This window comes from Stutzerimonas kirkiae, assembly GCF_004327335.1.
Classification (GTDB): domain Bacteria; phylum Pseudomonadota; class Gammaproteobacteria; order Pseudomonadales; family Pseudomonadaceae; genus Stutzerimonas; species Stutzerimonas kirkiae.
Genome location: NZ_QJUO01000002.1, coordinates 244,376 through 257,167 on the forward strand (window position 1 = coordinate 244,376; position 12,792 = coordinate 257,167).

Below are 12,792 nucleotides of genomic sequence, written 5' to 3' on the forward strand. Positions count from 1 at the left end.
GATTTATGGACTAAAAAATGGACTAAAAAGCCCCGGATGTGGGTGGATTCCAGTGGACTTCGCTGGAACGGAAAAAGGGCCAAAAGGCCCTTTTTCAATGGATTGCAGACTTCGGTAGACGTCTACAGAACCTAAAATGGAGCGGGAAACGAGACTCGAACTCGCGACCCCGACCTTGGCAAGGTCGTGCTCTACCAACTGAGCTATTCCCGCTTGTCTTGGTGACGGGCGCCATTCTATAGATTCTTTGAACGTCGTCAACCCCTTGATTAAAAAAGTTTTATTCCTGCTCCTCGGGATTCAGGTGCGGCCAGGCGGCCAACAGATAGTGCAGCATGGACCAGATCGTCAGGGCCGCCGCCACCAGCAGCAATGCGTAACCCATACCGACCCAGATCGTCATGGCCGGCGGGTTGGCCAGCAGGATCACCAGCGCCACCATCTGCGCGGTGGTCTTCCATTTGCCCAGGTTGGAAACTGCCACATGCGCCCTGGCGCCCAGTTCGGCCATCCATTCGCGCAAGGCCGACACGACGATCTCGCGCCCGATGATGATCACCGCCGGCAGGGTCAGCCACAGGTTGGCATGCTCCTCCACCAGCAATACCAGAGCGACCGCGACCATCAGCTTGTCGGCGACCGGGTCGAGGAAGGCACCGAACGGCGTGCTCTGCTGCAGGCGTCGCGCCAGGTAGCCATCCAGCCAGTCGGTGATGGCGGCCACGGTGAAGACCGCGCTCGCCGCCAGGTAACTCCAGCCGAACGGCAGGTAGAACAACAGGACGAAGATCGGAATCAGCAGTACCCGAAGTACGGTGAGGATGTTGGGAATATTCATGGATACCACTGATCTGTAAATTTGCTGGGGATTCTACTCACTGTGCAGCGTTGCATAAATCAACTCGGCAAGCTTTTTACTGATACCCGGCGCCTTGGCGATTTCATCGCTGCTGGCCCTGGACAATTCCTGGAGCCCACCGAAATGCTTGAGCAACTCGCGCCGCCGCTTGGGGCCGATGCCTGGCACATCCTCGAGTGACGAAGTGCGCCGTGCCTTGCCGCGCCGTGCCCGGTGCCCGGTGATGGCGAAGCGGTGCGACTCGTCGCGGATCTGCTGGATCAGGTGCAAGGCCGGCGAATTGCCCGGAAGGGTGAACTCATGGGCGATATCATTCAGATAAAGTGTTTCAAGTCCAGGCTTGCGCGTCACGCCCTTGGCCACGCCCAGCAACACCAGGCCCTGCACACCCAGTTCCTCTATGACCTCGCGGGCCATGTTCAGTTGCCCCTTGCCACCGTCGACCAGCAGGATATCCGGCAGCTTGCCTTCGCCCTCGCCAGCCTTGCGCAAGCGCCGGGTCAGGGCCTGGCGCATGGCCGCATAGTCATCCCCGGCAGCGACCCCGTCGATGTTGTAACGGCGATAATCGGACTTGATCGGCCCCTGTGGCCCGAATACCACGCAGGAGGCCACTGTCGCCTCGCCACTGGAATGGCTGATATCGAAGCACTCCAGCCGCGCTGGCGGCACATCCAGCCCCAGGGCCTCGGCCAGCGCCTCGAAACGCGCCGCCACATGCTGACGATTCGCCAGCCGCGCCGCCAGGGCCTGCTCGGCGTTGGTCAGCGCCAGTTGCTGCCAGCGCGCTCGCGTACCGCGTACACGTTGCGAGATACCGATCTCCACGCCGTGCAACTGGGCCATGGCATCGACCAGGGTGGCGAAGTCCTCGTGCACGGCATTGACGATCAGCTCCGAGGGCAGATCGCGCTCCTGCGCGCTCAGGTAATACTGTTCGAGGAATGCCTGCAGGACATCCTCGGCGCGCTCCTCGATCGCCACCTTGGGAAAGAAGTTCTTGCCGCCGAGCACCCGCCCGGCGCGCACGCTGATCAAGTGCACGCAGGCGCCGCCCGGACTGGCCACCGCGGCGACGACATCCACATTGCCATGCCCGCCTTCCATGCTTTGCTGGTCCTGCACCCGTCGCAACAGCGCGATCTGGTCACGCAACTGCGCCGCCTGTTCGAAATCCAGCGCCATCGCCGCCTGTTCCATGGCCCGCGACAGTTCCTCGGCCAGGGCATTGCTGCGCCCCTCGAGGAACATGCTCGAATGGCGGACATCCTGCGCATACTCCTCGGCCGATACCAGCCCCACGCAAGGCGCCTTGCAGCGCTTGATCTGGTATTGCAGGCAAGGCCGGGTACGGTTGCGAAAGTAGCTGTCCTCGCACTGGCGAACCAGGAAAGTCTTCTGCAACAGGCTCAGGCTCTCCCGTATGGCCACCGCGCTCGGATAGGGGCCGAAGTAACGGCCGCTTTCCTTCTTCGCCCCGCGATGAATCCCCAGGCGCGGGAACTCGCCGCTGGACAGCAGGACGTAAGGGTAGGATTTGTCGTCGCGCAGCAGGATATTGTACGGCGGCCGCCACTGCTTGATCTGCGTCTGCTCCAGCAGCAGGGCCTCGGTTTCGTTCGAGGTGATGGTGGTTTCCACCTGGGCGATCTTCGCCACCAGTGCCGCGGTCTTCGGCGCCTGGCCACTCTTGCGGAAATAACTGGACAGGCGCTTCCTGAGGTTCTTCGCCTTGCCGACGTACAGCAGGCCGCCGTCGCTGTCGAACATGCGGTAGACGCCTGGCCGGCTGCTGCAGGCGGCCAGGAAGGCGGAGGGGTCGAAGCCGTTCATCGGAAGCCGTTCATCAATTGATGGCGTCGACCATTCCGTGGCGCACGGCGAGCAGGGCCAGTTCCACGTCGCTGGAGATGGCAAGCTTCTCGTAGATACGGTAGCGATAGGTGTTGACGGTCTTTGGCGACAGGCAGAGCTTGTCCGAAATGGCCTGGACCTTCTGGCAGTTGGCGATCATCAGCGCAATCTGCATTTCCCGCTCGGACAGCAGGTCGAAGGGCGAGCCATCGACCGACGACTGGAAGGGTTTGAGCGCCAGCTGCTGGGCGATCTGCGGGCTGATGTAGCGCTGCCCGGCGAACACCTTGCGGATCGCCTGGACCATCTCGTCGAGCGCCGCGCCCTTGCTCAGATAACCCGCCGCGCCGGCCTGCAACAGGCGGGTCGGAAAGGGATCCTCCTCGCAGACGGTGACCGCGATCACCTTGAGGTCGGGATGGCTGCGCGTCAGCTTGCGCGTGGCTTCCAGGCCACCGATGCCGGGCATCTTGACATCCATCAGCACCACATCGGGCTTGAGTTCGCGGGTCTTCCTCAGCGCTTCCTCGCCGGAGTCGGCCTGCCCGGCTACCTGAAGGCCCTCGATATCGGCCAGCATACGGGAAATCCCTGTACGTACCAGATCGTGGTCATCGACCACCAGCACCCTAATCAAGCTGATACCTCGTTGTGCGCAATTGAATCTGGACAGAGCTGGCAACCTCAGCCTGGCAGACTGTAGTAGAGCGCCAGGCTGAGACGAAGACAGGCAAAGCCCGCTTCTGCGGTTTGCGGAATACCGGGGACATTACCCCACCTGGACAAAGGTTATGAAACCCCGCCTTGGCCTGATTCCGCAAGTCCTTCTCTTCGTTGCAGCAAATGCCCCAGGACCGCACGCATTTTGCCAGCTTTCACCGGCTTGTTGAGCACCGGCACGTTCAAGCCCTGCAATTGCCGCCGACACTGGTCGCTGCGGTCGGCGGTAATCATCACCACCGGTATCGGCCTGGCGAAGTGCTCACGCACGCCCTGCGCCACATCCCAGCCAGTGCCCCCGAGGTCCAGGTGATAATCCGCCAGTATCAGGTCGGGGGCCTGCCCATCCAGGACGGCAAAGGCTTGCTGGCGATCGGCCGCCGTCAGCACCTGGCAGCCCCACTGTTCCAACAGTGCGCGCATGCTCAGCAGGATGCTCAGCTCATTGTCGATCACCAGCAAACGGCACCCGGGCAACGGATCGCCCAGCATCGGCAGCAAGGCCGGGAAACCGCCGTGCGGGTCATGCGCAGGCTGCCCCGGCGGGACATGCACACTGAACATCGAGCCCCGGCCGGCCTGCGACAGCACCTCGATGCGGTAATCGAGCATATTGGCGATACGCTCGACGATCGCCAGCCCCAGGCCCACCCCAGCCCGCTCCACCGTCCGTTGCACGCCAAGCTGGTTGAACTCCAGGAAGATCGACTGGATCTGGTCCGGTTCGATACCTCTCCCGGTATCCCAGACTTCCAGGCGTACATGGCCATTACGCTTGCGCGCACCAAGCAACACACGCCCCTGGTCGGTGTAGCGACAGGCATTGCTGAGAAAATTGCGCAGAATACGGGTCAGCAGGCGGAAATCGCCACGAATGGTATAGGCCGGAATGTAGCACTCCAGCGCCAGCCCGGCGGCCTGGGCCACCGGCTGGAATTCCGACAGCAGCGGCCGGAAGATCTCATCCAGGCGATAATCATGAATATCCGGCTTGACCGCACTCTGGTCGAGCTTGGAAATATCCAGCAGGTCGGTCAGCAGGTCCTCCGCCCCTTCGAGCGCCTGGTGGGCGCGCTCCACCAGGGTCTGCTCGGCTTCCGGCAGGTGTCGCTCGCGCAGGGTGGAAATCAGCAGCCTCGCGGCATTCAGGGGCTGCAGCAGATCGTGGCTGGCCGCGGCCAGGTATTTGTCCTTGCTGAGGTTGGCCGCTTCGGCGGCATCGCGTGCCTCACGCAGCTCCCGGGTGCGCTCGGCGACCCGTAGCTCCAGTTGCTCATTGAGCTGCAGCAGATGCTGCTGGGCCTGCTTGCGCTCGGTGATATCGGCGACAAAGCCCTCGACCAGCTCCTCGTCGCCCGGCTTCAACAGCAGGTTCATCATCACGTCGATGGCGCTGCCATCCTGGCGGCACAGGCGCGTCTCATAACCGAACAGGCCGCGCTCCCTGCTCAAGGTGCGGCGAATGCCGGCCAGCTCGGCATCGCCACCGACGAAGAGATTGTGCGAGCGCCTGCCCAGCTCGCGCATGGCCTGCTCGATCGAGTCATAGCCCAGCATCCGCAACAGCGCAGGGTTCGCCGCCCGGATGCCGCCCTGCAGGCCGGCCTGGAAAATGCCATGAACAGCATGCTCGAACAGCCACTTGTAGCGGTTGCGCTCCGCCTCCAGTTCCTCGAGGCGCGCCTGCAGTTCCGGATAGTGGCTCTTGCGTGCCGAATGAGTGCCCAGCCCGAGCAGGCCGGCCAGGGCCTGTCGCTGCTCGTCAGAGGGCTTCGGCATAGACGACCTCGACATCGCGCTGCGTCGACGAACGTGGGTTGGTCAAGATGCAGGGGTCCTGCATCGCATGCCTCGACAGCATCGGAATATCGGAAAGCGAAACCCCATGCAGCCCCAGCGTCTGTCGGAAGCCCACGGCCTGCTTGAACTCGATCAGGTGCTGCACGAGGCGATTGCGAATCTGTACGTGGGTCAGGCCACGGACATCGATACCGAAGGTTTCCGCCACCACCTTGAAGCGCTCGGGCGCCGCCTTGTAGTTGAAAGCCACCACATGCTCCACCAGCGAGGCGTTGCACAGCCCATGGGGCAGGTCGAGATAGCCGCCCAGGCTATGGGACATGGCATGCACGGCGCCAAGAATGGCATTGGAAAAGGCCAGGCCGGCCTGCATGCTGCCCAGCATGATCTTCTCGCGCAGGGCGATATCCTGGGGATTGGCGATCATCTGCACCAGGTTGCCATTGATCAGCCGCATGGCTTCCAGGGCATGGAGGTCGGTCAATGGGCCATGCCCGGTGGAAACGAACGCCTCGATGGCATGCACCAGCGCGTCGATCCCGGTACAGGCGGCCAGGAACGGATCCATGCTGAGCGTGGTTTCCGGGTCGATCAGCGAGACATCGGGCACCGCGGCCTTGCTGACGATGGAGAACTTCATCTGTTCCTGCTGGTTGGAGATGATCACGAACTGCGAAACATCCGCCGAAGTCCCCGCAGTGGTCGGTATCAGGATCAGCGGCGGGCTGGGCACACGCAACTTGTCCACCCCTTCGAAGTCAGTGATCGGTCGCCCATGGGCGACCGCGATGCCGATCCCCTTGGCGCAATCCATCGGGCTGCCGCCACCGACCGCGACGATGGCATCGCAGCCTTCACTGCGGTACACCTCGCTGCCATGCATGACTTCATGGGTGCGCGGGTTGGGCGAGACATCGGTGAACAGGCAATGGGCGATGTTCTGCCGCTCCAGGCTGGCCTGCACATCCGCCACCCAGCCCGCTGCCACGACCCCGGGATCGGAAACCAGGAACACCTTGCGTGCGCCGAAATTGGCGGCACAGTTACCCGCACTGTGACGGCAACCGGCACCGAAAATGATTTCCGGAGAAACGAATTTGCGCTGCAAGCTGATATCCGGGCTCATGTGACGCTCTTTATTATTTTGTAACGGTCGCCACAGCCTACTGCATTGCTCAACCATTGCAATGCAGACCAAGGTTGTGTGCGGGGTGATCGCGCGATGCGCGGGCAAGGGCCCGAAAAGCGTCCTGGGGATGGCCATGAGCGGCTTGCATGGGGGCCATCCACTGGTTATAGTCCTGCGCCGCAACGATACGGTCGCGAATGCGAAACGTTCCTGAAAAACCGCCGGGAACCACCCTGCCACCGGACGTTTCACTGTTATGCCCGAGTGGTGAAATTGGTAGACACAAGGGACTTAAAATCCCTCGCTGGTAACAGCGTGCCGGTTCGACCCCGGCCTCGGGCACCAATGAATGCGCGATACAGAGCAGCTCCAGGCAAACATGCCCTGCTCCGCAATCGCCCTACCCCGCAAGAAATGATTAACGCCCCGCCCATCCTGGGCGACCAAGTTCCTTCCCGACACACCTCGTTCGCCGCCAGCAGTTCCCGCTCATGGCCTATGCGCTGTCGGCGCCCGGCCTGCAAAGCTTCGCGGGCAGGCACAGCCAGGACGCGTGGCGGCTTCCCGCTTAGGGGCTGTTGACGTTTCGTCGCAAGCCGCGTTGTCGCGATGAAACGTCAGCAAACCTTAGCCCCACGCGCCGAAGGGATCGGCAAGCCGCTGCCAGGCCTCGGCACCGGTAGCCATTTCCCGGTCCTCGAGCAGGCAGGCGTCCAGCTCTGCCGTCAGCCGCTCGAAGTCGATGTTCTGGCCGATGAACACCAGTTCCTGGCGGCAATCGCCGGTCTCCGCCGTCCAGTTTTTCAGGATGCCCTGCAGCCCCTCCTCATCCTGCGGCCACTGAGCCCTGGGCACGAAGCGCCACCAGACGCCAGCCAAGCCGTGGCGCATCAGGCCACCGGCCTGGGACCAGCTCCCCGCTTCGCGATATTTGCTGGCCAGCCAGAAGAAGCCCTTGGAACGCAGCAGGCGACCATTGCTCCAGGGCTGCGTGACGAAATCATGAAAGCGTTGCGGATGGAAGGGACGCCGGGCGCGATAGGCGGTGGAGGCGATGCCATATTCCTCGCTTTCCGGCACATGCTCGCCGCGCAGCTCCTTGAGCCATCCCGGCGCCTCGGCGGCACGCTCGAAATCGAAACGGCCAGTGTCGAGGATACGCTCCAGCGGCACCTGCCCCATGCTGACCGGCAGGATGTCCGCATGGGGGTTGAGGCTGCGCAGTATGGCCGTCAGCTCCTCGCGCTCGACGCTGGAGATCAGGTCGATCTTGCTGATCAGCAGCACATCGGCGAACTCCACCTGTTCGATCAGCAGGTCGGTAATCGAGCGCTCGTCCTCTTCGCCCAGGCTCTCGCCACGGCTGGCCAGGCTCTGCGACCCATGGAAATCACGCAGGAAGTTGACCCCGTCGACCAGCGTGACCATGGTGTCCAGCCGCGCCAGGTCGGACAGGCTGCGCCCCTGCTCGTCACGGAAGGTGAAGGTCTCGGCCACCGGCAACGGTTCGGCGATACCGGTGGACTCGATCAGCAGATAGTCGAACCGCCCCTCCCGCGCCAGCCGGCTGACCTCTTGCAGCAAGTCCTCGCGCAGGGTGCAGCAGATACAACCATTGCTCATTTCCACCAGTTTCTCTTCGGCACGGTTGAGGCTGACATCGCGCTGCACCTCGCTGCCGTCGATGTTGATCTCGCTCATATCGTTGACGATCACCGCCACTCTGCGGTTCTCGCGGTTCTTCAGCACATGGTTGAGCAGTGTGCTCTTGCCGGCGCCGAGAAAGCCGGACAGCACGGTTACGGGTAGGCGTTGCGGATTCATGGGTTTCCTCGTTCAGTCACGGTCACGCTGATGTTTTTCACGCTGCTCCTGGCGCTCCTTGGCTTCGATGCACAGGGTCGCGGTGGGTCGCAGCAGCAGGCGCCTGAGGCCGATGGCTTCGCCGGTTTCGGCGCACCAGCCATATTCGCCACGTGCCAGGCGTTCGAGCGCCTGGTCGATCTTGTCCAGCAGTTTCTTTTCACGCGCCAGCAACCGTAGCTGCCACTGCCGCAGTTCCTCGGCACTGCCGATATCCGCCGGGTCACTGCTGGGTTCATGCTCGCGCAACCCATCGAACTCGCTGGCGATGCGCGCCTGCAGCTCCTGGCGCTGCGCCAGCAACAGGTCGCGGAAGAACGCCTGCTGCCGCCCATCCATATAGGCGCTGTCGGGTTGCTGAAGAAGTTCCTGTTCGGTCACGGACAGTTCCATAAGATATAACCTAACCTTGGAATCGGACGCCCTGGTCCGCTCCCCCACGCACCGGGTCGATGGCGGTGCGCGCGCCATCCTCGGAAAACGCCGAGACGCCGGACTGCGAACTGCTCGCCACCGCATCGTGCGGGTGCAGGCTCTCGACATGCCTGACACTCACGCTGGAGTCGGGATACAGGCCGTCGATGGCCTGCCGAAGCCGCCGCGCGGCGTCCTCGACATACATCAGATTCTGCCCGTTCAGGCGCGCGAAGGCCTGCTCGTCGGCACGCTTGACCGCCGTCTGCAGCGGCGTGCCAAGGGCTGCCTCGATACGCTCGACCAATGTCAGCAGTCCCAGGCTGCGCGCCCCGTCATCCAGACGTACACGCACGTCCGCCACGCTACGCTGGCTGTGGGGTGTCGCCAGGGTCGCATTGGCCCGCAGCCAGGCGGCGACCTCCGCCACATCCACCGGCCCCGAGGCCGCGAAAGCCTCGCTGAAGGCCTGTTCGATCAGTTGCCGGGTCAGGGCCGCCGAGCAGGGGCAGGTGGACGAGTAGCCGACCTGCACCGAGGCTTCCAGTGACAGTTGCCCATCCCCCCAGGTCGCCTCGATCCTCGCCGGATAGGCTTTCCAGCCGCTCAGCCCCTCGGTCAGCAACGCCGGACGCCGGCACAGCAGGGAAAAGGACAAGCCCAGGCGGGCACGCCGCGAATGGCAATCCGCATGGCTGTCCACCATCGCCCGCAGGAGCCTCGCCAATGCCACGGGGCTGAGCCGTTCGGCGTCGGAGAAGGCATCCAGCAGCCGGTACAGGCGGGACATATGGATGCCCTTGATGGTGGGATCGGGCAGGTCGACCCGGGCCTCCGCCCGTGCCTGCACGGGATAGGTGAAACCGGGCTCGTCCAGCATGATGGGCAGGTCGATCCCCTCCATGCCGACCCAGTCCAGGGCGACATGGGTCGAGGAAAGCTCCGTCAGGGCAACGTCGGGCAACAGGATACTCATGGCAATCGTGGGTCTCGTCGGAACGGAGCAGCTCACCTGCTCCCGCCGCCAAATATGTTATAAAGTAACATAAATAGCAACGACACCCGGACACATGACACAACAAGCCAGTCAACGCCGCAGGAGTGGCCTTGCCGGCGAATGTTGCCGATCGGTAGAGAATTCGCGGGCAAGCCCGCTCCCGCCAGGGCGATCGAGCGATACCGTTATGCACCGGGAAGGGGAGGATAGACAGGCAGCGGAAGTGTGCAGCCTCAGCCTTTCAGGCTCTTCCTGGCGTAGATATCGTAGCGGCTGGACTTGCCCTCCAGCCGATAGGAAGGTTCGGCACCTTCCAGTGCGGGCGCCTTGCGTGGCCGCTTGACCACCACCCGGTGACTGGCCAGGCGCAACGCCTCGGCCAGCAGCGCCGGCGCATCCAGGTCATCGCCGACGAACGGCCGGAACAGCCGCATCTCCTTCTTGACCAGCGCACTCTTGTCGCGGTGCGGGAACATCGGGTCCAGGTAGATCACCTGTGGTGCGTCTTCGCCCCAGCCACGCATCAGCTCGATGGCATTGCCCTGCAACAGCGCCATGCGTTGCACGATATCCTGCACTTCGGTCGCCCGAGAGGCCCGCACCAGGCCATCCTCCAGCAGCGCGGCGATCAGCGGCTGGCGTTCGATCATCAGTACCTGGCAGCCCAGGCTGGCCAGCACGAAGGCATCCCGGCCAAGCCCGGCGGTGGCATCCAGAACCCGTGGCCGCACGCCCGGTGCGATACCCACCGCCTTGGCGATCATCTGCCCGCTGCCGCCGCCGAACTGGCGGCGGTGGGCCACCGCCCCCTCGACGAAATCGACCCGCACCGCCCCCGGCGCCTGCGGCCCCAGTTCGAGCAGTTGCAGGCCGTCATCGCCCAGTTGCAGGGCGAAATCCGCGTTTTCCTGGCTGAACGACAGGCCGAGACGATCCGCCCAGGCGCGTGCCTGATCGAAGCAATGGGGGGCGAGCGCTTCGACACGAATACGGGGGGAAGGAACGGGCATGGAAAAGGACCGGGACTGCGAGGGCGGCAATTGTCGATAAAGCAGCCAGTGGCTGCAAGCTGCAAGCTGCAAGCTGCAAGCTGCAAGCTGCAAGCTGCAAGCTTAATCAGTGTGGAAGACGGGGCAGAATCGCTGTCGAGATTTTCCTTCCCGTTTTTGCCTGCCGCCTATAGCCTTTTCTCCCCGCCCCGACTATTCCAGCAACGACATCTGCGCCTCGCCTGGCTGTTCCGGCCAGTTCAGTTCCGGCAAGCCGGGCAGGCGTTCGCTCAGTTGCCGGTGGAAGCGCAGCGCCAGTTCGGGCGCACGATGGTTGTCCGGGGTATGCAGATAGATATGCGGTGTCCTGCCCTCCTCGATCCAGCCGGCCAGCTTGTCCAGCCAGGGCGAGAGGAACGGATCGTTGGCCGACAACTGCGGATGCCCGATGAAACGCACCTGCGGGCTATCGCTGAACGCCGCAGGTCGCGGCGGCACTCGGGGCTTCTTGCTCTGCGCATGCAGCAGCGCGGGATCGTCCGAACGGCAACTGAACAACGCCCGCGAATCCAGGCAGATACGCTCGATCCCCCGCTCCAGCAGCAGACGATTGAGTGCGCGCTCCTCGTCGCCCCTGGCGAAGAACGCCCGGTGCCGCACTTCGAGCGCCAGCGGCACACGGATATGCTCGAACAGCGCCACCAGTTCCGGCAGGCGCGAAGGGCCGAAGCTGGCCGGCAACTGCAGCCAGAAGGGTGCGATACGCTTGCCCAGTGGCGCCATCAGGCGCTCGAAGGCATCCACCCGCTCCAGCACCGCGCGCAGATCCTGCGCCTGGCTGATTTCCCGCGGGAACTTGGCGCAGAAACGAAAACCTTCGGGCATCAGCTCCAGCCAGCGCCGGACCTTTTCCTCGCTGGGCCAGGCATAAAGGGTGGTATTGCCCTCGACGCAATTGAATACCGAGCAGTACTGCCCGAGAAAGTGGCTGGCCGGCATCGCCGCCGGGTACAAGCAACCGCGCCAGGCAGGCTCGTTCCAGGAAGGGCAACCGATGAAATAAGGCAGCACGGTCAGGCGTAGAGATCCAGCCCAAGCACATCGTGGGAATCGAAGTCGGCGAACGAGGCGGTGCTGGCATAGCTGGCCAGCGCCTCGGCGACATGCGTCGATACCGGGCGGCTCATGGTCGCCTCGAAGCGGGCGGATAACGAAATGGCCGTCGTCGAAGTGGCGGCCGCCGGCTGCTGGGCCGAGGAAGTCTGTGTATCCGTATCGGAGGAAACACTTTCGCTCGGACTGCGTTCGGCAATCCGCTGGGTTTCCTCATAGGGCGCCAGCACGCGACTGGAAGCCGGAGCACGCTCTACGGGATAGGAGGAAGGAGATAAACCGTTGATCAACATCATGCGATCCTGCACAGACCCGCCGACTTTATCTGGCGCCTGGATAATTGGCAATCAGTGCGCGGTCACTTCTTCACGCTGGCCACGTTATCGCGCAGGTAGACCGGTTGGGCCTGATCGGCATCCAGCGCCTCGCCCCGCTCCCAGGCGAAGCGGGCCAGGGTCAGCAGATCCTCGGCATGGGGCAACAGCCCGGCATCGCTGCCCTGCACTTGCACCGGTATGCGCGAGGCAAGCCCCCAGCCGGTGCCGGCCCCGAACCACTCGCCCGTGCCGGCGCGAGGCAGAGCCACCTGCTCGGGCGGCAGCACCGCTTCCATGCCAGCCAGGCACATCTCGCCTTCACGCTCGACGAAGCAGCCCCAGTAAAGCTCATCCATACGCGCATCGATGGCTGCCGCCACCTGGCGGGCACCCTGCTCGCGCAATGCGCGCTGGGCGATCACCGCCAGAGTGGAAATCGGCAACACCGGGCGTTGCAAGGCGAACGACAGCCCCTGCACCACACCCACGGCGATGCGCACGCCGGTAAAGGCACCCGGGCCACGCCCGAAGGCGATGGCATCCACAGCCTGCAGTGACACGCCGGCCTCATCCAGCAGTTCGCGCACCATCGGCAGCAAGCGCTTGGCATGCAGGCGCGGTATCACTTCGTAGCGGCTCGTCACACGCCCGGCATGCAACAACGCCACCGAACAGGCTTCGGTGGCGGTATCCAGAGCCAGCAAGGTCGTCATGATGGAAATTCTTCGAAAAGCGAC

12 protein-coding genes and 2 tRNA genes are annotated in these 12,792 nt (G+C 63.5%); 1 reads left to right on the forward strand and 13 read right to left on the reverse strand.

Going from position 1 to position 12,792, the window contains the following annotated elements:
- Nucleotides 1-137 precede the first annotated feature (137 nt).
- The 6 genes from DNJ95_RS02715 to ercA form a co-directional block, all read right to left on the reverse strand.
- Nucleotides 138-213, reverse strand: a tRNA-Gly gene (locus DNJ95_RS02715).
- Nucleotides 214-280: 67 nt separating this feature from the next.
- Complete coding sequence (gene pgsA, locus DNJ95_RS02720; protein ID WP_131183174.1) at nt 281-838, reverse strand: CDP-diacylglycerol--glycerol-3-phosphate 3-phosphatidyltransferase; 558 nt, start codon at nt 836-838, stop codon at nt 281-283.
- Between the two features lie 33 nt (nt 839-871).
- On the reverse strand, nt 872-2,692 hold the full coding sequence (gene uvrC / locus DNJ95_RS02725) for an excinuclease ABC subunit UvrC (protein WP_131183175.1): 1,821 nt from the start codon (nt 2,690-2,692) through the stop codon (nt 872-874).
- A gap of 13 nt (nt 2,693-2,705) precedes the next feature.
- Complete coding sequence (gacA, locus tag DNJ95_RS02730) at nt 2,706-3,350, reverse strand: response regulator transcription factor GacA (protein WP_131183176.1); 645 nt, start codon at nt 3,348-3,350, stop codon at nt 2,706-2,708.
- Between the two features lie 152 nt (nt 3,351-3,502).
- Nucleotides 3,503-5,212, reverse strand: a complete 1,710-nt coding sequence (locus tag DNJ95_RS02735; protein ID WP_131183177.1) for a PAS domain-containing hybrid sensor histidine kinase/response regulator — start codon at nt 5,210-5,212, stop codon at nt 3,503-3,505.
- Entirely contained in the window at nt 5,196-6,359 is a 1,164-nt protein-coding gene (gene ercA, locus DNJ95_RS02740; RefSeq protein WP_131183178.1) for an alcohol dehydrogenase-like regulatory protein ErcA, read from the reverse strand. The genes DNJ95_RS02735 and ercA overlap by 17 nt, the downstream gene beginning before the upstream one ends.
- 261 nt (nt 6,360-6,620) lie before the next feature.
- Between ercA and DNJ95_RS02745 the strand changes: the two genes are divergently transcribed.
- A tRNA-Leu gene (locus DNJ95_RS02745) sits at nt 6,621-6,707 on the forward strand.
- Nucleotides 6,708-6,989: 282 nt separating this feature from the next.
- On the opposite strand, the gene zigA is transcribed toward DNJ95_RS02745, so the two are convergent.
- The 7 genes from zigA to tsaB form a co-directional block, all read right to left on the reverse strand.
- Nucleotides 6,990-8,186 carry a zinc metallochaperone GTPase ZigA gene (gene zigA, locus DNJ95_RS02750; protein ID WP_131183179.1) on the reverse strand — a complete coding sequence of 399 codons (1,197 nt, stop codon included), beginning with the start codon at nt 8,184-8,186 and terminating at the stop codon, nt 6,990-6,992.
- A gap of 12 nt (nt 8,187-8,198) precedes the next feature.
- The gene (gene dksA / locus DNJ95_RS02755; protein WP_131183217.1) at nt 8,199-8,606 is read right to left on the reverse strand and encodes an RNA polymerase-binding protein DksA; all 408 of its coding nucleotides are present in this window, start codon (nt 8,604-8,606) and stop codon (nt 8,199-8,201) included.
- Between the two features lie 22 nt (nt 8,607-8,628).
- Nucleotides 8,629-9,615 (reverse strand): GTP cyclohydrolase FolE2, encoded by a 987-nt coding sequence (gene folE2 / locus DNJ95_RS02760; protein ID WP_131183180.1) that lies wholly within the window; start codon nt 9,613-9,615, stop codon nt 8,629-8,631.
- A gap of 254 nt (nt 9,616-9,869) precedes the next feature.
- The gene (locus DNJ95_RS02765) at nt 9,870-10,646 is read right to left on the reverse strand and encodes a class I SAM-dependent methyltransferase (RefSeq protein WP_131183181.1); all 777 of its coding nucleotides are present in this window, start codon (nt 10,644-10,646) and stop codon (nt 9,870-9,872) included.
- A 192-nt stretch (nt 10,647-10,838) separates the two neighbouring features.
- Entirely contained in the window at nt 10,839-11,702 is an 864-nt protein-coding gene (locus DNJ95_RS02770; protein WP_165491549.1) for a DUF72 domain-containing protein, read from the reverse strand.
- On the reverse strand, nt 11,699-12,031 hold the full coding sequence (locus tag DNJ95_RS02775) for a hypothetical protein (protein WP_131183182.1): 333 nt from the start codon (nt 12,029-12,031) through the stop codon (nt 11,699-11,701). The genes DNJ95_RS02770 and DNJ95_RS02775 overlap by 4 nt, the downstream gene beginning before the upstream one ends.
- Nucleotides 12,032-12,096: 65 nt before the next feature.
- Complete coding sequence (gene tsaB / locus DNJ95_RS02780) at nt 12,097-12,768, reverse strand: tRNA (adenosine(37)-N6)-threonylcarbamoyltransferase complex dimerization subunit type 1 TsaB (RefSeq protein WP_131183183.1); 672 nt, start codon at nt 12,766-12,768, stop codon at nt 12,097-12,099.
- Between the last annotated feature and the right edge of the window lie 24 nt (nt 12,769-12,792).

What these genes read in the sequence shown, in the direction of transcription:
- DNJ95_RS02775 (WP_131183182.1), bottom strand. Translation starts at nt 12,031, where the DNA reads ATGTTGATCAACGGTTTATCTCCTTCCTCCTATCCCGTAGAGCGTGCT.
- DNJ95_RS02735 (WP_131183177.1), bottom strand. Translation starts at nt 5,212, where the DNA reads ATGCCGAAGCCCTCTGACGAGCAGCGACAGGCCCTGGCCGGCCTGCTC.
- ercA (WP_131183178.1), bottom strand. Translation starts at nt 6,359, where the DNA reads ATGAGCCCGGATATCAGCTTGCAGCGCAAATTCGTTTCTCCGGAAATC.
- folE2 (WP_131183180.1), bottom strand. Translation starts at nt 9,615, where the DNA reads ATGAGTATCCTGTTGCCCGACGTTGCCCTGACGGAGCTTTCCTCGACC.
- pgsA (WP_131183174.1), bottom strand. Translation starts at nt 838, where the DNA reads ATGAATATTCCCAACATCCTCACCGTACTTCGGGTACTGCTGATTCCG.
- zigA (WP_131183179.1), bottom strand. Translation starts at nt 8,186, where the DNA reads ATGAATCCGCAACGCCTACCCGTAACCGTGCTGTCCGGCTTTCTCGGC.
- DNJ95_RS02765 (WP_131183181.1), bottom strand. Translation starts at nt 10,646, where the DNA reads ATGCCCGTTCCTTCCCCCCGTATTCGTGTCGAAGCGCTCGCCCCCCAT.
- tsaB (WP_131183183.1), bottom strand. Translation starts at nt 12,768, where the DNA reads ATGACGACCTTGCTGGCTCTGGATACCGCCACCGAAGCCTGTTCGGTG.
- uvrC (WP_131183175.1), bottom strand. Translation starts at nt 2,692, where the DNA reads ATGAACGGCTTCGACCCCTCCGCCTTCCTGGCCGCCTGCAGCAGCCGG.